The following is a 17935-nucleotide window of genomic DNA, read 5'->3' on the forward strand; positions in this document are numbered from 1 at the left end:
ATTATTGTAATCTTTTTTCAAGTTCAGCTTTTAAATCTTCGAATCCTGGTTTTCCTAATAATGCAAACATGTTTTTCTTGTATGCTTCAACACCTGGTTGGTCAAATGGATTTACTCCTAAAATATATCCACTTAATCCACAAGCTTTTTCAAAGAAGTATATTAATTGTCCAAGGTAGTATGGAGTTAATTCTGGAACATTAACTATAACGTTAGGTACTCCACCGTCATTATGAGCTAAAACAGTTCCTTGGAAAGCTTTTTTATTAACAAAATCCATAGTTTCTCCTGCTATGAAGTTTAATCCATCAACATTTTCCTTAGATTCTTCTATAGTTACATTCTTTTTAGCAGTTTCAACATTTACTATAGTTTCAAATACATTTCTTAAACCATCTTGAATGTATTGTCCCATAGAGTGAAGATCTGTAGAGAAGTTAACAGCTGCTGGGAATATACCCTTACCATCTTTTCCTTCTGATTCTCCATAAAGTTGTTTCCACCATTCACCAAAGTATTGTAGAGCTGGCTCATAGTTTACTAATATTTCAGTAACCTTACCTTTGTTGTATAATGCATTTCTTACAACTGCATATTTGTAACAGTCATTTTCTTCTACATTATCACTTGAATATGCATCTCTTGCATCAGCTGCACCTTGCATTAATTCATCTATATTTATTCCACTAGCTGCTATTGGAAGTAAACCAACTGCTGTTAATACAGAGAATCTTCCTCCAACATCATCAGGAATAACGAAAGTTTCATAACCTTCTTCATCAGCTAAAGATTTTAATGCACCTCTTTTTCCGTCAGTAGTTGCAAATATTCTCTTTTTAGCTTCTTCTTTTCCGTATTTCTTTTCCATGTAGTCTTTAAATATTCTAAATGCTATAGCAGGCTCAGTAGTAGTTCCTGATTTAGATATAACATTTACGCTTATATCTAATCCTTCAATAGCTTCTAATAAGTCAGCTAAATAAGTTGAACTTATGCTGTTTCCTATAAAAAATACTTGTGGAGCTTTTCTCTTATCTTTGCTTAAAACATTGAAGAAAGAGTGATTTATAGCTTCGATAGCTGCTCTTGCTCCTAAATAAGATCCACCGATTCCTATAACTATTAAAGCATCAGAATGTCCTTTTATTCTTTCTGCTGCATCTTTAATTCTATTAAATTCATCTTTATCATAATTAACTGGAAGATCAATCCACCCTAAAAAGTCATTGCCTGCACCTGTTTTTTCGTGTAAATCCTTGTGTGCTGCTTTAACTATGCTGCTTAAGTTAGTTATTTCTTCGTCTCTTAAAAATGGTTTAGCTTTTGTAATGTCTAGAGTTAATCCTTTTTTCATTTCCTTACCTCCGTGAATATATTTAATGTTCCATCCGTAATTATAACATAATGAAACCATTGTTAGCTTTCTGCTCTATGTATTTTATCCTTTAGTTATTTAGATTATGATAAACTTTTTTTGATTTCAGCAGTCATACCCAAATCAGTTTTTAATATATGATTTTGTATCCACTCTAAAACAAAATTAAGAATATCTAATAATGCCTTATCCTGATTATGATCCATATCTTTAAGGTTCATCTTATCAAGATCACTAATTAAATCATCATGTTGAATTTTATGAGAAAAGAATTTTTTATACTTACTCTCCATCATAAATTTTTCTTCTTCACCAAAATGATATTTAGTGTATTCCTTTAGTTCTTCTATTACTTCAACTATCTTGTCGTATTTATCTAGTACTAGGTCATTTTTGTATATATCATAGGCTTTGTGTGCTATTTCAAATAGCATCTTATGTTGTTCATCAATAAATTGTATCCCTGTAACATACTCATCTTTCCATTGAAACATTTAATAGCCTCCTTTACTAATATACTCCCTATGGTAGATTATACTATTATTAAATTAAATATAAAAGAGCCTATATGTAAATTTTCATTTTTAGAAAAACTCTATGGTAATAATCACTTTAATGGATTTGATGCAGTCACTTTGTGACGTGCTACAGCAATAATGTGCACATCTTCATAGTAGACGTTGTTTTTAACGTCAATCTATTCTTTTCTTAAATGATTTGATGAAGCAAAAACCGCTTCTACAGTAATAATGTGTATACATTTTTTATTGTTTGTCCATACTTCTAATAATACAGTTATTAGAAGTTAAAAGGATTTGATGAGGTGATTATTAATGAAATTTAGAAAAGAATTAATTCGACTTGATTTAGTTAGAGACATGGTTATTTATTTTATTTTGGTTATAGTAGCACTAATATTGATTTTTAATATAGATCACATAGGTCGTGGTTAATAGTAATTTTTTGTATTTAGGGAATACTATCCTATAGAACTATTTGAGAGGTGATTTAATTGAAAAAAAGTACTGCCATCTTTTTTGCATTTATCTTGGTTTTTATTTCACTATCTTCTACTACTCTGTCTTTAGATACAGCTGCAGCTATTGCATCTGATGAAGTTCAGCTAGCACTAGATTCTTTAAATGAATCTACCCCACGAAATTTCCGTAAAACTTCTACACCTATTTATTTAACAAAAAATGAAAAATTCTCTTTGAAGGGATTAGATAAATTAAATATTTCAGGAAGTCAGCAATTTTCCGAAAAAAATCTTCCTATTTTATTAGCGGAAATAGGTACATCAAAACCAATTGCTATTGTAGACCTACGTCAAGAATCTCATGGTTTTATAAATGGCCTTCCTGTTAGCTGGAAGAACATAAACAATGATGTTAATAAAGGATTAACTAGAGATGAGGTAATAGAAAAAGAAACCAATCAATTAAGTTCCATACCATTAAATACTCCTGTTACAGTTTATAGAGCCCCTAATAATAGCATGATTCCAACTGAAGTTTTTAATGAAGATGCTTTAGTTACTTCAAAAAACTTGTCCTACATAAGAATTCCTGTAACAGATTTAGGGCTACCAACTGACGATATGGTTGATTATTTTATAGAGGCATTTAAAAACCTTCCTAAAGATTCCTGGGTTCATTTCCACTGTAAAGCTGGTGTAGGAAGAACAACAACCTTTATGATTATGTATGATATGCTTATTAATTATAATGAAGTTTCTGCTACAGATATTATGGATCGTCAGCTAAAACTTGCAAACTTCGATGAAGTTACTATTAGAGAATTCTATACCCCTGAGAGATATAAATTCCTACTTAACTTCTATAACTACTGTAAAGAAAATGGTAGAGGATTTAAGATGAGTTGGAGTACGTGGAGTAAGGAATATGATGGGTTTATTAGTTTAAAGAATGAAGAAAAATATTTAAAAGTTTCTTAAGAAGAATCACGCTTCCCTTTAATAACTTAATTGGCTACTTTTAATAATTCTCCTACTAAAATAAATTGAGACATTACGCACTTCTAACCTGTAGAGGTCTCTTTTCAGGCCTCATTAAATTCCTTTTAACTTCTGCCCTGTAGAGGAGCTTCTTCTCAAGCTCCATTAGATTCCTTTTAATTTCAACATAATACAATATAATTACTATATTATGATATAGCGTTATTACGACATTACGACATTCAATAAGTAGTCTACTTTTCTGCCCTTTTATTATTCATTCTTCTACAAAAAAGATTTTATTTTAAATTTAATTCCGAACTTGTAACAAAATTCCCCTTATATGAATATCTTAAACTGTGAGAGAGTTAACTAGGCAATAATTCTTGTCACCTCCTTTCCAATGAAACTTGCTCCTGTATCCTAGATGCAGGAGCTTTATACTTTATAATATTTTTATATAATCTGCACTAACAAAACCACCATGATCCCCATAGTAAATACTCCACCAATTACCTAACTTGACATCAAGTCTTACTTTTTCGCCATTTTGAAGTTGTCCTATTATTTTATAATTTGTACCTGCTCCACCTCTGACATTAAGTACTGATGCTGTTACCTCACCGTAAGTTCCACTTTTTTGAGGAATTGCCTCTACTATTTGAGAACATTCTAAGCTTACATACTCTGAGGATACCCATCCGCCATGATTTCCAAAGTATATATTATACCAACTTCCAACCTTGGGCCCTAACCTAATTCTAGAACCATTTTTTAATTGCCCTATAACACTATAATCAATACCTGCTCCATCTCTAACATTAAGTACCGATGCCGTTACTATTCCATATCTATTTTCGACTTGTTGAGTTTTCGTATCTTCCTTAGGCGTTTCTATATTTCTATTTATAAATATGCCCTCTGTAAAATTATTAAGATCCACATTACCATTGATTCCATATACGCTTCCGCTAGAAGTATACTGATGTCCCACTACATTATAAAACCCTGTTTCCATTGGAGAATTCACTCCATAATGGGCTATCCAAGCCTTATATGCTTTGATTCTACCATCTAAATTATCTCTCCCAAAATATCCTCCAGTATAAATAATACAATCTAATCCTGATAATTCTTTAAACTTAGCTAAAAACTCTAAACATCTATCAGTTATCTGATATGCAGTCCTATTTTGTGAGTTAGTTTCTATGTCTAGTACTGGAATTATTTCAAATTGCTTACCTTTAATCGCATTATAAAAAAATGTAGCTTGCTCTGAAGGTGAAGTTTTTTCACTCATAAAATGATAAAAGCCTACTGGAAAACCTGCTGCCTTAGCTCCTTGATAATGAGATTCTAGTTTTGGATCTAAGTATGTGGTTCCCTCGGTAGCCTTCATTATTACTACTTGAACTGAACTTTTCAAGGCATTAAAATCTATACTTGGCTGATGATTTGATATATCTATTCCTTTTAACATTTACATTCCCCCCTTTTAATTTCTGACATAAAAGCTATCCATTTTTAGATGATTGCCTCGCCGTAGATTGTCCAAAATAAAATGCAATAACCAGGCTAAACACTGTGAGAAATTCTTGTGAACTAACTTTCTGCTTAATACTTAAAATACAAAACACCATTGTTAGTAATAAAGCTATTATCTTCTTCACTTGTAATAAACCTTTTATTTCTTTCATTTGTAAACCTCCTTTTTAAATTATTTTAAAATTATTTCTTTAATATCATCTATATCTTCTTTTATTTCTTCAATAGTTCCTAGTGAACTAGCAAGCTTATCTATTGTTTGTTGATACTTGCTTTCTCTTTCCTTTGAATCTTTTCTTGTATCCATTAGAAGCCAAACAAATAAAACACAGAATATGCCTTGGGTTATTATATATTTAACTATTTCACTCTCCATCACTTCACTCCTTATATAAAAATTTAATTGTATTAATAATTAAGGAAGGTAAGTTTCTATAAAAATAGTCTTAACCTTCCTTATTTGGGTAATAAAAAAAGAGCTTACTTGTGCTCTTTGCTGTTATTTATTTAGTTCTTGTTGATATATAACTAATAATGAATTACACATCAAATGAATCTTTAAAAAACTCACTATTATCTTTTGCAAATTTATACATCTGTAATAGTGGATTTGATCCATTTTCATCTAAATTTTGTGAAGAGAAGTATTCGTCAAACTTATCTGCCAAACATCTAACTTTTTTAATTTCTACTGGTGAATAGTTTCCACTATCACTTAATTCTTTTGTCACCCATCCCCCAAATGTTATATCAACACTTTTATAGATGGTTCTTAGACTATAATCAGTTATCTTCCAATATTGAGTTTTTACCCCTGCTCCATTAGTATAATTATTTAATTGTAGTGCCATATTATATATTCCCTCCTAATTTCCTAACTTCCTCTTCTAATATTTCAACTTTTTTTATAGTTTCCTTTAATGCTCCTAAAATCATTGTAGTATAAGAGTACACATCAATCATTTTTTCATTTTCATGGCTTATAATTTCTATAGGTGCTTCATCTACCATTATTCCCATGAAATACTCTTTTTTATTTTTTTCTTCTGCTTCTTTTAATTGCTGTTTTTTATCTTCCTTTGTCTCTTCAGATGAAGATTCTGAAATATACTGATAAAGGTATGGTTTTATATCTTTAACGGTATTATAGGCATAATCAGTTTTTATTTCATTTATATTATACTTCTTATCTCTATCTGAAGCTTGTTCAAATCTGAAGGATCTAACAGAATACCAACAAGTTCCCCACTCACCACACGTGTAAACATTATCACCACCAGGTCTTATATCTCTTACATAAGAATAACCATTAGTAACAAGACTTGCCCCCTGTACTTCTAAAATATCATCACTCGTTAGAACAAGTCTAGCATCATAATCTATTGAACTATCATTACTAAAATCTATATATGGCATACCTCCATTTGCTCTAAGTTCTATATTTCTAGTTTCTGTCCATGGTGAATATATTCCCCCATTTGCATATACTTGGCCAGTTAAACTTCCACCACTCAGCGGTAAATAACTATGTGTATGTGATGTTGATGATTTCCCATCCAATGCTGACTGTAATCCATCAACATTTGAAATAATGTGATTATGACTATCATCAGCTACAGTAACTATTATGTTAGCATTAGCTGAACCATCAAAAGAGACTGAACCAGTAGCATCACCACTTAAAGAAACAGTTCTTGCATTTGCTAGCCTAGTTGCTGTAGCCGCATTTCCGGTTACACTACCTGGAAAACTTGAAGGAATTCCTGTTACCTCATTCCAAGCAACTTGTCCCCATGACGCGCTATTTGCTGTTGACCCTGCTTTTAACACCTTACCATTATTTGTTGTCCCTGTAGCTGGAACATGTACATTTCCATCGCCTGTAGGATGGGTATAACTATACGTGTTATTTAAAGTTAATGCCTTTCCACTGGCAGTTATACTTATATTATTTCCTTCCTTTAACTGTATTGTATCAGTGGCGTTTGAAGCTGTTGCAGTTCCTATAGCAGTTCCAGATGAAGTTACTGCCTGTATACTTTGTACTGCATTTTGATTTGTTTGTGCTCCTGAAGTTATTCCATTTAATTTTGTTTTATCTGCTGCACTCATAAATCCTGAAGTTGTTGTAGTTACATCTGCGTGTACGCTTCCACCTTGCCCTTCATGTGATATTGGTAAAGCGCCTACATCTGTAGAAGTTAAAGCTCCCCACTCTAAACTTCCTGATGTTGCTCCAGCTTTTAGTACTTTTCCATTATTACTTGTTCCAGTTGCTGGTACATGTAAATTTCCATCGCTTGTTGGATGAGTATAACTATAAGTGTTATTTAGTGTTAATGTTTTACCACTCACAGCTATGTCTATATTACTTCCTTCTTTTAATTGAATTGTATCAGTAGCACTTGCTGCTGTTGCAGTTCCTATAGCAGTTCCTGATGAAGTTACTGCCTGTATACTTTGTACCGCATTTTGATTTGTTTGTGCTCCAGCAGCTATTCCATTTAACTTTGTCTTATCTGCTGCACTCATAAATCCTGACACTGTTGTTGTTACATCTGCGTGTACAGTTCCCCCTTGTCCTTCATGTGATGTTGGTAAAGCTCCCACATCTGTAGAGGTCAATGTTCCCCATGCTAAACTACCAGCAGTCGCCCCAGCTTTTAGTACTTTACCACTATTGCTTGTTCCCGTCACTGGTACATGTAAATTTCCATCTCCAGTAGGATGGGAGTAGTTATTGGCATTAGTTGCAACTCCATTTAACTTTGTCTTGTCCGCTGCGCTCATAAACCCAGAAGTAGTGGTTGTTACATCAGCATGAACACTTCCACCTTTTCCTTCATGAGCTACTACTTTATCATTTGCTTTTTTAATTTCTGTATCTACGCTCCCAAAGTTATCTGAAATATCATCTATATTTACTATGTCTGTTCCTTCTGGTTGCTTAAATCCATAATTAGTTGTAGTTTTCAAATATTCTTCCTCCTATTCATAAACTTTTAATTCGTTCCAAGTTTTATTACTTAGATTGCTCCAAGCTTTTGACTTTATATCATTCCAAACTGTATAAGTGTACTTTATGTCGTAATCCAAGTGTGCAGGCTTAATTGTATTTATCATTTCTATAAAGGCTGCCATATTTTTAGGAATACCTTTTACGCCAACAAATCTAACTGTAAAAGAATAGCTTTCAGTGTGTTCGATTATATCAACCTGTCCTCCACTAAAAGCTTCTGCTGTTTCTTTTATCATCTTTTTAGTTACAGTTCCACTTCCTCTAAGTCTGGCTTTTATTATTTCTCTTCTTTCTTCATAAGATTTATTTATATCAGTTGATACTCCTATTTGCTCTTCCCATAGGTTTAGTCCCCAGGTTGCAGTGTCTATAAAACATTGAGCTATTATATCCTTTATACCTAAATTAAGTTTAGATATTTCATAACCTGAAACGTTGTCCCATTCTTTAAATTCTAAAACTCCTCTTAGAAAGTGAGGCAAATATCCTAACAGTCTAGGTTTATTGGAGTTAATTTCATCCTCTGTTAGGGTAGTTTCTTTTCCATAATTAAATAATCCATAAACATTATCACCATACAAAAACTACACCCCCTTTAAATCATTCCAGGTTACTACACCTTTTCTAATATACACCGTATCTAAATCTGCTTTTATAGCAAATCTAGTGTCTGCTTCACTCTCTGTATAATATCTATCATCATGATTTGCAGGATGAGTATATACAGTTTTTTCAGTGCCATTTATTTTTATATTTCCATTAGTAGAACTGCTCTCAACCTTGGTTGCACCTGTGGTTATTCCATCTATTTTAGTCTTATATACTGAGGTAAAGTCATTAGAGGACAATACTTTTCCTGTTTCTTTATCAACTTTATTACTTACAGTATTCCATAGAATTCTTTCATCATCAGTTATGTGCTTTACTACATCTGAAATATGACTATAAGCACTGTTCCATGTATCAATAAGTGTTTGAGTTATTGCATCTATTATAGATTTATTGGAATGAGTGTGCTTTTTAGTGTTTGCATCATTACAGTTAGCTTTCTCTGTGTCTGTAGCAAATCTATGAGTTGAATCTTCTACAATTACTGTTGCTGCATGAGTGCTTGGGTGTATATAGTTATTTGCACTTGCTGCGATTCCTGATAACTTACTTTTTTCAGTTGTTGTGTAATCCTCAGTACTAAGTTGCTTCCCTTCAACCTTATCCACTTTGTTAACTATAGTATTCCACATAGTTCTTTCATCATCAGTTATGTGTTTTACTATGTCTGAAATATGACTATAAGCACTGTTCCATGTATCCATAAGTGTTTGAGTTATTGCATCTATTATAGATTTGTTAGAATGAGTGTGCTTTTTACTATTGGAATCATTCCAGTTAGCTTTTTCTGTGTCTGTAGTAAATCTATGAGTTGAATCTTCTACAATTACCGTTGGTGCATGAGTGCTTGGGTGTACATAGTTATTTGCACTTGCTGCTATTCCTGCTAGCTTACTTTTTTCAACTGTTGTATAGTCTTCTGTTGAAAGCTGTTTTCCTGATACTTTATCTACCTTATTAGATAAAGCACTAGTCATTGTACCTGCAAAGTTAGCATCATTTCCAAGGGCATCAGCTAATTCTTTTAAAGTATCTAAAGCTGCTGGTGCAGCTCCTACAACATTTTGAATTCTTTGATCTGTTTCAGTTTTGGTGTAGGCAGAAGTCTTATCCATTTTCTTAGCCAATTCTGTATCAACATAGGTTTTACTTGCTTTTCCATTCTCTAAGGAAGTTGCCCTATTTTTTAAATTAAGAACTTCGTTATCATTTGAAGTCTTGTATCTATCAATCTCTGTTTGTGTATTTACTATGCTTTCTTGAAGGATATTTATATCCTCTGCCTCAACTGTATCTCCTTGAGTTTCATAGGTTATATACACCTTTTGACTGTTTGAAAATACCTTTATAGACTTTTTCCAAGGAGTATTACTTGGGGTTGATAGGATAAAGTTTTCTATTTTATCTCCTGTCAACTTGCTTCCCGTATAAACTCTTAAGCTTGAATTACTTATATTGTCATGTTTAAGCTCCCCTTCATACACTCCATTTACAGGTTTTACCTCTTCCTCAATTACATAGGTGTTGTTGTCCAATTTATTTAACTTTTCTACAAAGCTATCAATCTTCTCTGGATACATACTACACCCCCAGTTCCAAGGCTCCAACAATAGGAATTTCTTCTTCTTGTAACCCTACATTAATCGTTAAATTATTTACCTTTAATTCTGAGTAATCCAAAACCCCTGGTGTTGATAATATAATATTACCTATCTTTGCATAGCTTATATAGCTTGAAGAAAACGCTATTTCTTTGAAATGATCCTCTAACAAGTAATAAAACCTTGATTGAATCTGAGAAATTGTATAATTATTTGATAAAACTACCTTTGCAGTTATATTTATTTGCTTTTCTGAAGCTCCTATAACTGTTACAGCGGCTCCTATTGGTCTATTGATTTCAATGTTGTCTTTTACTTCATTAAGCAAAGTCTCATTAGGTTTATGCTTATTTGAATCAACAACCACCACCTTTACTGAGCCTGCTCCATTCCATAAAGGAAATACCTTTGCATCACCTATTCCCGCTATTTCTGTTGCCCATAATTTATAGTGATTAGCATTGCCAGAAGTCCCTGGAGTTCTTTGTCTAAGCAATAATCTGTTAAGTAACTCCTCATCACTTTCTACCTCTGTTCCTCCTGATATCCCCTCTTCATTTATAACTGAGGTTATACCTAAAATTTGTATAGGAAGTTCTTTAATAAGATTACTTTGAACATTGTATTTTGTTCCTATATATAGTGCTTCTACCCCTACTGAAGCTTCCTTATTAGTTATGCTTATTTCTTCTAATGTTTTATATTGAAGAGTCCCTTCTGTTTGTACTATTGTTCCTTTAGATATTAAGGCACCTTCACTTCCATAAAACTTAACTTTTCCACTTGCCTTATTTCCCTCTTTTCTATATATTGCATACTCTGCTGCCCTTTTTTCAAGTTCCTCTGAATAACCATTTTCAGCTGCAGTAGTTGCAAATACTCTTTTCAAAACTTCATCTAACTGAAGTTTGCTTTGCGCTATTTCTTCTGCTATAGGTGAAATTGAGTCATAAAGAAAAGTACCTTCTGATTTATTTAAATCATTAGATACTTTCTCCAGCATTCTGCTTTTTATAATCTCACTATCCTCAAGATACAACTATATCCACCTCCCCATAAATAGTGTTTATTGTAAAGCCAACCTCCACCCTATCCCCATCTATATTTATATTTAAATCTTCTATAGATAAGATATAAGGGTTTATTAATAAGCACTCTTCAATATATCTTTTAGCCTCACTTTCGATAGCTGCCTTACTAAGACTTGTTCCTACTAAACCTTCAAGTTCATGTCCATAATTCCACGTATAGGCTTGATATCTAAAACGTGGAGTCTTTAAGTTTTTATATACCCATATTTTAAGAGCCTCATTGCCTTCCATAACTATATTTCTTCCATCTATAGTTACAAATTTATTTTCTATAAAATCATAGGCATACTCTCTAAACATAGGCAGTTCTTTATTTATATTGCTAATTGAATCTGCTACCACATCATCAATATTTATTGTGTTACTTGGAAATATACTCATATTACACCACCTTACAAAGTATAATAAATTTTTGTCTGTCATCTGTAGATAATACTGCAACACTATCGCCAGTGCTTAACTTACTTACCCAATGCTCATTAATCAGTAAATTTCTTTTATTAACCTGAAGCTCTCCAACTTTAAGGACATTTGATGAAAGCATAGTTCCTATTTTGATGCTAGGAGGGTTATAACTTGCTCCTTGCACTCTCATTAAATCTATTATTTCACTATAAGGATTTTTCATCATTTTATTCCTCTCTTGAATCCATTTCGTTTTTGTAACTTAAATTAAGAGTCATTGTATATTTGTTAGTTCCTACATCCCATGTGTGTGAGTCACCATCAATATATAAAATCCCCTTCTTTAAATTATCTATATAAAATATCTCAGTAGCTACAGCATAACCAGTTCTGCAGCTCCAATTGCCTAAAGCCTCTACAGTAAGTTCATTATCCACTCCATGAAGCATGTTTTTAGCTACAGTTATAGGATTTTTATCCTCTTCTTTTTGATAAACCTTTTGAACTACCCCATAATATTCAAACAAGCTACTATCCTCAACCTTATCAATATAGCTGCCTTCATCTCCATATATCTTAACTACATTTACCATATTCTCCATGCTATCTTTATAACTAGTATTTATGATATTACCTTCATTTGTCTCAGATTTAAAGCTGTCTCTAGTTACAAGAAGATAATCAGACAAAACAGTTCCCTTCTTCATTACAGATACCTCGGTACCTTCACATATAGGCATATATTGATATCCATTAACTTTTGAGGCTTGAGTGTAAAGCTCCATAATTGCATCATAAGCTGTTGCATCTTGAATAAGCCTATCAACTCTTACTCCTGTAGCTTCTATATTTTTATAGGGTATTCCTAAATCAGATATTATCTTTTTTACTCCATCTTCAACTAATATATTTTGAAAGTTGTAGGTAACTGAACTTTTAAGAAGATATATTAAATAGTCATAAGCTGTTATAGTTAATTGCTTACTTGAATTAATTTCTCGCTCCCATACTATACCTCTAAATATCTCTTTCCCGTCTAAAACTATCCATATCTTAGCTCCAGAATTTAGTGGAACATTGTCATGATTTTTATCAAAAATACTATGAAGCAAAGTTATCTCTGCCTTTCTAGCAGCTTCTCCTTTGCTTCCACTAATTGAAATATCCTGTACAAGTTCAGTTATATTACTTTTAAAATAACTGCTAGAGTCCTTATATAAACAATGTATCTCAATCATAACTGAAACACCTGCCCTGGATAAATGAGATTGGGATTTTTAATATTATTTCTACTAGCTATTTCTGGATACCTAGCTCCATTTCCATAGTATTTTTTAGCTATACCCCAAAGAGTATCTCCGGATTTTACAGTATAGGTAATAGAAGTAGGTTTAGGGGCCTCTCTTGGGGGTGCTGGTGGAGTAATAGTAACACTGACTTTAGGAACTGTAACCTTTTTATATTCCTTAAAAGATATGTTAAAAATCACATCTTCAGTTTCATCATTTTTACCGTAGGTAAATTCCTCTATATAGAAAACATTATTGATATTAGTTTCTGTAATTAAAACTCTTACCTGACCATTTTTTCTGAACTTATCTATCAAAGCTATGGCATCATAAGGTTTAGGTATATTTTCATACTGACAATAAGTATATCTTCTCTTCGGAAAATAGCTACTTAAAGAAATAGTTTTAAGCTTGGATTTTCCTAATAGATTAACTTCCCCTACACTCTCAACATTTATAGTTTCATTCATGTTACCAATACCAACTTCAAAACTTTGTGGAGGTACAGGTAACTGTAATTTTTCATTATCTTGTATTAACCAAAATTCCATATACTCTCCTCCTTTTAAGCTTTATTAAAGCTTGTTTTTTGAAGTTGTTTAACAAGTTTATCAGCTATTCTATCTATATCAGCTTCTTCTCTAACAACTATTTGATCTGCAAGCTTTGTAAAAACTACGCTTCCACCTGTGGAATAGTTGGTGTTTGAATTAAAAGGATTTTGTCTTGCTGGAATAACTGCCTCGCCTTTATGGAGTTCTGCTATATATCCATCAAAAGGAACTCGGTTAATTCCTTTTGCAAGAACACCATCTACATTTCTTCTTCCAGCCATTAACCCATTACCTTTGGGAATACTTACATCTATCTTTGTTCCTCCACTACTTGAACTACTAGATGTGCTACTATCACTGCTAGATGAACCACCACCTATCCACTCAAGTAATTTTCCAAATTTACCAGCAACCCAACCTAGTCCCTCACTAAGTGCTTGGAATACAGGCTGAACAACTTCCCATACACTTGTCACAATGTTTTGAATAAAAGGGAAAGCTATTTTAAAACCTTCATAAATCAGTCTTGCTCCATTAATTAAGATAGACAAAAGAGGTTCAATTAGTGGTTGTACCGCTGTAAATACATTGGCTATTACATTCCATCCCGTTTCAAGTATTTGTTGTAAAGATGGCATTTGTTGTCCTATCCAGCCAAATTTATCTCCTATAAAATTCATTGCACCTCCTATAAACCCTTGTATCTGCGGCATCTTTCCTTGAATAAATGTTGCAAATTCTCCTATTTTTCCAAAAACAAAAGTTATACCAGCGCCTATTTTATTAGAGAAATTCGCAAAGCCTGGACTGTCTAATATTTTTACAATTCCAGAAAGTACAGGTTTCATTTTTTCAAGCATACTTAAACCTATATCTTGTCCTTTATTTTTTACTTTTTCTTTAATAGTAGAAAATAGTCCTGCTCCACTTTGACCCATTTTCGCTGCTCCTCCACCAAATTGAGGTTTAAGTTTTTGATCCATAACTCCTTTAAGCCCTAAATTCTTAGCATCATCTTCTGATACATTCATATTAAAACTTTTTAGTTTCGAAGTACCCCCATCACGTAATTCTTCTAATGCTTCCATAGCTTCAGCAGCAGTTTTTCCTGGATTTAATGCCGCCATATCCTGTGCCATTTTAACTAAATTCATTGCCTCACCAGTGTCTCCACCAGCAATTCCCAATGCCTTGGTACCTGCCTGTACAACATCCTTACTTTCAAATCCATTAGAAGCTCCATTGTCTCTTAACTCTTTCATGTAGCTATTTGTCATGCTGGATACTTCTAAATCACTTTTACCTTTGTTGCTCGCACCAATAACTTGTTTCATTGATATCTGCTGTTGCTCTAATTCAGCTCCGCTTTTAACCATAGCAATGCCTACTTTTCCAACAATATTATCTTTAAGCTGCATTACTGGACTGAAAACTTTTTTCCCTAGTTCACTAAGAGAATTCTTAATAGATTTAACTTTTTCAGTAACAAGCTCCTTAACTGCTATAGCCGCAACAAAAGGTTTTTTTACTACAGATGCCAATGCTTTTACTCCTGATAATGCTGATGCCGTTTTTGCTACAGCACTTACTGTCATGGCCTTAGGCTTTGCAGTTATTGACTTAATTTTTTGACTTGCCATATCTTTTAATGCTAATGTCATATAATATGGTTTATTCTCTTTAACAGCTGTTATTGCTTTTTTCCCTAGGGATTTAATCTTCTCTTTCCCACTGACTTCTGTATTTTTAACTGATGGCTTTGAATTCTTATTTTTGAGAGAAGATATAAATTTTGTTATTTCTTGTTTTGATTTATTAACACTATCATCTCTAAAAGCTAATTTAATCTCGTTTCTACGTTCATCTCTTTGCTGTTTTTCTAACTTCATTTTAGCTTTTAATTCTATCTTTTCTTGCTTTAACTTATCAAGTTCCTTTTTAGCATCTCTAATACTGGATAAAAACGGAGAATTATCAACTTTAAAAGGAAACTTTTCATTGAATGCCTGTTTTAACTCTTTCTTCTTCTCATCAATCTCTTCTCTAGTTTTACTTTTAGGTTTAGGAGCCTCTTCTTCCTTCTTGTTTATATGCACATTTACTTCAACGCTTGTAGATTGTATATTATTAACCTGATTTTTAACTTCATTTATAGAGCTCATAAAACTTGAAGTATCTAATTTAATAGAAATACTACCACTAAACGCACTTTCTAAATCTTTTTTTGTTTCCTTAATACTTTTCTTAAAATCATCTTGCTGCTTTTGAAGCTTTGTCCACACTGAAGCTGTCATGTCTTTTAAGGTAACTATTGCTCCTATTTCATAACTAATCCCTGCCAAATTACCACCTCCTTAAAGGATAAATTGTGCTCTTGCTTTTATTTCTTCAACCTTTTCATCAAAAGCTAGGCTCATGCTGCTTTCATAAAAAAGTTTCTCAGAAAGAGATAAATTTAAAAGGTAATCTAGAGTATAACCTTTCTGCACATAATAGTGTAAAAAGTATAAATCTAAATCACCTTTTATTAGTTTTTTATTTCTTCAACACTATCTCCATAGCCAGCGAATTTAGTTATTTCTTTGGAAATAGAGCTTATTTCTCCAACCTCGAATATTGCATCTACTATTTCATATCCATTTACTCCATAAGCTTCTTGAAGTTCTTTGTCCTTTAGATTTGGCTCTAGTACACATTCATAAACTAGATATAAATCCCCATCTTCATCCTTCATATCCATTGCTTCTAAAATAAGCTGTCTATCTGGTTTTCCTATTACAATATTTCCATCTAGTGATTTAACTCTTAACTCTTTAGTTTCTTCTTTCCTTTTCTTTAATCTTTCAGCATTTGCTATTAGATCCTTTATATTTAATTTCTTACTTGCCATAGAATTGTTTTTTGTACTCATTTAAAATCCTCCAATAATGTAATATTTGTAGATGTCCCTTTAGAGACATCTACTTAAATTTTTATATAACTTGTATAGTATCCATAAAGCTTGCATCGCTTGGAGTAAATCCAAACTTATACTCTTCTTCACCTTTTTTAGATTTTTCAAAAGTTAAAAGAGTAAGTTCACTAAACCATACGTTACCTATTGAAACTCTCTCGCTTTGTTTTCCTACAGTATCAGGATCTTGGATTTTTCCTACTAAAGTACTTCTAGGATCTTCTCCCTTTTTCCATGCCTCTAAAAGCTTTTTCTTTCCTCTAGTATAGACCTTTTTAACCTTCATAGTTCCTTCACCCTTAAGACCTACAAGTTTACTATCCTCATCCATTCCTATACTAACTTCTTCTCTTTTTGCAGTAACCTTAGCCTCAAAGCTATCTAATTCTAGGATTAATTCTCCATCCCACCATACTTGTCCCCAACTACCGTTAATTTGATTTCCACCTCTGATTTTTGCCATTTCAATTCCTCCTCTTACATATTAATATCAAAGTATAAGTCTTCCATAGCATCAACGAATTTGACACTAGATGTTACAAACACCTTGCTTCCAGTATTGTATTCTTTAACTTGTTGATCATTTAGATTAGTTACATCAACTTGCTTTTCAATCAAGTATTTCTTTTGTGCTGAAACATTTATATCAGCCTTGTTTTCTGAATTAGAATCTAAAATATTATCTCCTTCTAATTCCTTAAAATATGAGTTTATTGCAGCTAAAAATAAGCTTTTATTATCATAGTCATTAATAACTTGACCTACATAAGAATCCTCAAAAGTTTCTCTAATATCATCATTAACTAAGTCCATAGCCTCAACTATTTTGATCTTTTTAAAGTCTTCATTCTTATCATCAGTTAAAGTTACTAAGCTATTAACACCTCTTGCTATTTTAATTTTTTCTCCATCACTTATTAAGATAAGCTTGCCTTCATCTACAGCATCATTAGGATTTTCATTTTCTTCAATAGCTTCAACTTCACTTAATACAAGATAAGTAGCACTTCTGCTTAATGATAATCCTGCCAATATTCCTGCAATTCTTGGGCAATACTCAGCTATAGAATATACCTTACTTCCAACCTTCACTTTATCAGTTGAAAAGTTTATAACGCCTTCATAGTCAGCTGCTACATTAGGTAAAACTGCTTTAAAAGTTTTCTTATCATTTTTTCTGCAATTTCTTATCCATGAAACTACTACCTCAGCTTGTCCTTCTATTATTTTAGGAATAGTTAGGTAGTTAAATCTTTTACTTTTTAATCTTTGTAATACCTCAGTATAGTCAGTAACTTGTCCAACTCTCTCTACTATAACTTTATTAGGAGAACCCTTAAAAATCATTGATATATAATCATAATTCTCCGCAGTATAGTCTTCCTTATTAACCTCTTCTAATCCCTTATAAGCTGCACTCTCAATTTGTTTAGTGGAATCCTGTATTACTAAAGCTACTATTCCTCTCCCACTTCTTTCAATAACATTACTTGCCTTGCTGTTAAAATTTATTATTACTTCTGGTAATCCCATATTA

20 protein-coding genes are annotated in these 17935 nt (G+C 32.4%); 1 reads left to right on the top strand and 19 read right to left on the bottom strand.

Annotated features, from left to right (window positions below; translation table 11 throughout):
- Window position 1 precedes the first annotated feature (1 nt).
- Window positions 2-1354, bottom strand: coding sequence for a glucose-6-phosphate isomerase (locus tag P8F83_RS14805; protein WP_021800403.1), 1353 nt, complete (start codon window positions 1352-1354; stop codon window positions 2-4).
- Window positions 1355-1458: 104 nt separating this feature from the next.
- Complete coding sequence (locus tag P8F83_RS14810) at window positions 1459-1869, bottom strand: bacteriohemerythrin (protein ID WP_181601484.1); 411 nt, start codon at window positions 1867-1869, stop codon at window positions 1459-1461.
- 518 nt (window positions 1870-2387) lie between these two features.
- On the opposite strand from P8F83_RS14810, the gene P8F83_RS14815 reads away from it, so the two are divergent.
- Window positions 2388-3332, top strand: a complete 945-nt coding sequence (locus P8F83_RS14815) for a fused DSP-PTPase phosphatase/NAD kinase-like protein (RefSeq protein ID WP_326511730.1) — start codon at window positions 2388-2390, stop codon at window positions 3330-3332.
- Window positions 3333-3777: 445 nt separating this feature from the next.
- Here the strand turns inward: P8F83_RS14815 and P8F83_RS14820 are convergent, their stop codons facing one another.
- The 17 genes from P8F83_RS14820 to P8F83_RS14900 all read right to left on the bottom strand — a co-directional run bounded on the left by P8F83_RS14820 (window position 3778) and on the right by P8F83_RS14900 (window position 17931).
- A complete protein-coding gene (locus tag P8F83_RS14820; RefSeq protein WP_326511731.1) occupies window positions 3778-4812 on the bottom strand; it encodes a GH25 family lysozyme in 1035 nt (344 codons plus the stop codon).
- Between the two features lie 34 nt (window positions 4813-4846).
- Window positions 4847-5029 carry a hypothetical protein gene (locus P8F83_RS14825; protein ID WP_021800399.1) on the bottom strand — a complete coding sequence of 61 codons (183 nt, stop codon included), beginning with the start codon at window positions 5027-5029 and terminating at the stop codon, window positions 4847-4849.
- A gap of 20 nt (window positions 5030-5049) precedes the next feature.
- Entirely contained in the window at window positions 5050-5253 is a 204-nt protein-coding gene (locus P8F83_RS14830; RefSeq protein WP_021800398.1) for a BhlA/UviB family holin-like peptide, read from the bottom strand.
- 163 nt (window positions 5254-5416) lie between these two features.
- The gene (locus P8F83_RS14835) at window positions 5417-5728 is read right to left on the bottom strand and encodes a hypothetical protein (RefSeq protein ID WP_326511732.1); all 312 of its coding nucleotides are present in this window, start codon (window positions 5726-5728) and stop codon (window positions 5417-5419) included.
- Window position 5729: 1 nt separating this feature from the next.
- A complete protein-coding gene (locus tag P8F83_RS14840) occupies window positions 5730-7853 on the bottom strand; it encodes a hypothetical protein (protein ID WP_326511733.1) in 2124 nt (707 codons plus the stop codon).
- A 12-nt stretch (window positions 7854-7865) separates the two neighbouring features.
- Entirely contained in the window at window positions 7866-8477 is a 612-nt protein-coding gene (locus P8F83_RS14845) for a YmfQ family protein (RefSeq protein WP_326511734.1), read from the bottom strand.
- 3 nt (window positions 8478-8480) lie between these two features.
- Window positions 8481-10085: a hypothetical protein gene (locus P8F83_RS14850; protein ID WP_326511735.1), complete on the bottom strand. Its 1605-nt coding sequence runs from the start codon at window positions 10083-10085 to the stop codon at window positions 8481-8483.
- 1 nt (window position 10086) lies between these two features.
- Entirely contained in the window at window positions 10087-11145 is a 1059-nt protein-coding gene (locus tag P8F83_RS14855) for a baseplate J/gp47 family protein (RefSeq protein WP_326511736.1), read from the bottom strand.
- On the bottom strand, window positions 11135-11578 hold the full coding sequence (locus tag P8F83_RS14860; protein ID WP_326511737.1) for a DUF2634 domain-containing protein: 444 nt from the start codon (window positions 11576-11578) through the stop codon (window positions 11135-11137). Before P8F83_RS14860 ends, P8F83_RS14855 begins: the two co-directional genes overlap by 11 nt.
- A 1-nt stretch (window position 11579) precedes the next feature.
- Complete coding sequence (locus P8F83_RS14865) at window positions 11580-11828, bottom strand: hypothetical protein (protein ID WP_326511738.1); 249 nt, start codon at window positions 11826-11828, stop codon at window positions 11580-11582.
- A 1-nt stretch (window position 11829) separates the two neighbouring features.
- Window positions 11830-12840 carry an XkdQ/YqbQ family protein gene (locus tag P8F83_RS14870; RefSeq protein ID WP_326511739.1) on the bottom strand — a complete coding sequence of 337 codons (1011 nt, stop codon included), beginning with the start codon at window positions 12838-12840 and terminating at the stop codon, window positions 11830-11832.
- Window positions 12837-13442 (bottom strand): LysM peptidoglycan-binding domain-containing protein, encoded by a 606-nt coding sequence (locus P8F83_RS14875; RefSeq protein ID WP_326511740.1) that lies wholly within the window; start codon window positions 13440-13442, stop codon window positions 12837-12839. The genes P8F83_RS14870 and P8F83_RS14875 overlap by 4 nt, the downstream gene beginning before the upstream one ends.
- Window positions 13443-13456: 14 nt before the next feature.
- The gene (locus P8F83_RS14880; RefSeq protein ID WP_326511741.1) at window positions 13457-15787 is read right to left on the bottom strand and encodes a hypothetical protein; all 2331 of its coding nucleotides are present in this window, start codon (window positions 15785-15787) and stop codon (window positions 13457-13459) included.
- Between the two features lie 12 nt (window positions 15788-15799).
- The gene (locus P8F83_RS14885) at window positions 15800-15934 is read right to left on the bottom strand and encodes a hypothetical protein (RefSeq protein ID WP_278335155.1); all 135 of its coding nucleotides are present in this window, start codon (window positions 15932-15934) and stop codon (window positions 15800-15802) included.
- A gap of 38 nt (window positions 15935-15972) precedes the next feature.
- The gene (locus P8F83_RS14890; protein WP_021800386.1) at window positions 15973-16356 is read right to left on the bottom strand and encodes a phage tail assembly chaperone; all 384 of its coding nucleotides are present in this window, start codon (window positions 16354-16356) and stop codon (window positions 15973-15975) included.
- A gap of 61 nt (window positions 16357-16417) precedes the next feature.
- Window positions 16418-16861, bottom strand: a complete 444-nt coding sequence (locus P8F83_RS14895) for a phage tail tube protein (protein ID WP_073022634.1) — start codon at window positions 16859-16861, stop codon at window positions 16418-16420.
- Window positions 16862-16875: 14 nt separating this feature from the next.
- Window positions 16876-17931, bottom strand: a complete 1056-nt coding sequence (locus P8F83_RS14900) for a phage tail sheath C-terminal domain-containing protein (RefSeq protein ID WP_326511742.1) — start codon at window positions 17929-17931, stop codon at window positions 16876-16878.
- Between the last annotated feature and the right edge of the window lie 4 nt (window positions 17932-17935).

Origin of the sequence: Clostridium intestinale, from assembly GCF_035905475.1 — a bacterium.
Classification (GTDB): Bacteria; Bacillota; Clostridia; order Clostridiales; family Clostridiaceae; genus Clostridium_T; species Clostridium_T intestinale.

Excerpts from the sequence above, each read along its gene's own strand:
- P8F83_RS14805 (WP_021800403.1), bottom strand. The coding sequence starts at position 1,354 with ATGAAAAAAGGATTAACTCTAGACATTACAAAAGCTAAACCATTTTTA.
- P8F83_RS14810 (WP_181601484.1), bottom strand. The coding sequence starts at position 1,869 with ATGTTTCAATGGAAAGATGAGTATGTTACAGGGATACAATTTATTGAT.
- P8F83_RS14820 (WP_326511731.1), bottom strand. The coding sequence starts at position 4,812 with ATGTTAAAAGGAATAGATATATCAAATCATCAGCCAAGTATAGATTTT.
- P8F83_RS14825 (WP_021800399.1), bottom strand. The coding sequence starts at position 5,029 with ATGAAAGAAATAAAAGGTTTATTACAAGTGAAGAAGATAATAGCTTTA.
- P8F83_RS14830 (WP_021800398.1), bottom strand. The coding sequence starts at position 5,253 with ATGGAGAGTGAAATAGTTAAATATATAATAACCCAAGGCATATTCTGT.
- P8F83_RS14835 (WP_326511732.1), bottom strand. The coding sequence starts at position 5,728 with ATGGCACTACAATTAAATAATTATACTAATGGAGCAGGGGTAAAAACT.
- P8F83_RS14850 (WP_326511735.1), bottom strand. The coding sequence starts at position 10,085 with ATGTATCCAGAGAAGATTGATAGCTTTGTAGAAAAGTTAAATAAATTG.
- P8F83_RS14860 (WP_326511737.1), bottom strand. The coding sequence starts at position 11,578 with ATGAGTATATTTCCAAGTAACACAATAAATATTGATGATGTGGTAGCA.
- P8F83_RS14865 (WP_326511738.1), bottom strand. The coding sequence starts at position 11,828 with ATGATGAAAAATCCTTATAGTGAAATAATAGATTTAATGAGAGTGCAA.
- P8F83_RS14870 (WP_326511739.1), bottom strand. The coding sequence starts at position 12,840 with ATGATTGAGATACATTGTTTATATAAGGACTCTAGCAGTTATTTTAAA.
- P8F83_RS14875 (WP_326511740.1), bottom strand. The coding sequence starts at position 13,442 with ATGGAATTTTGGTTAATACAAGATAATGAAAAATTACAGTTACCTGTA.
- P8F83_RS14890 (WP_021800386.1), bottom strand. The coding sequence starts at position 16,356 with ATGAGTACAAAAAACAATTCTATGGCAAGTAAGAAATTAAATATAAAG.
- P8F83_RS14895 (WP_073022634.1), bottom strand. The coding sequence starts at position 16,861 with ATGGCAAAAATCAGAGGTGGAAATCAAATTAACGGTAGTTGGGGACAA.
- P8F83_RS14900 (WP_326511742.1), bottom strand. The coding sequence starts at position 17,931 with ATGGGATTACCAGAAGTAATAATAAATTTTAACAGCAAGGCAAGTAAT.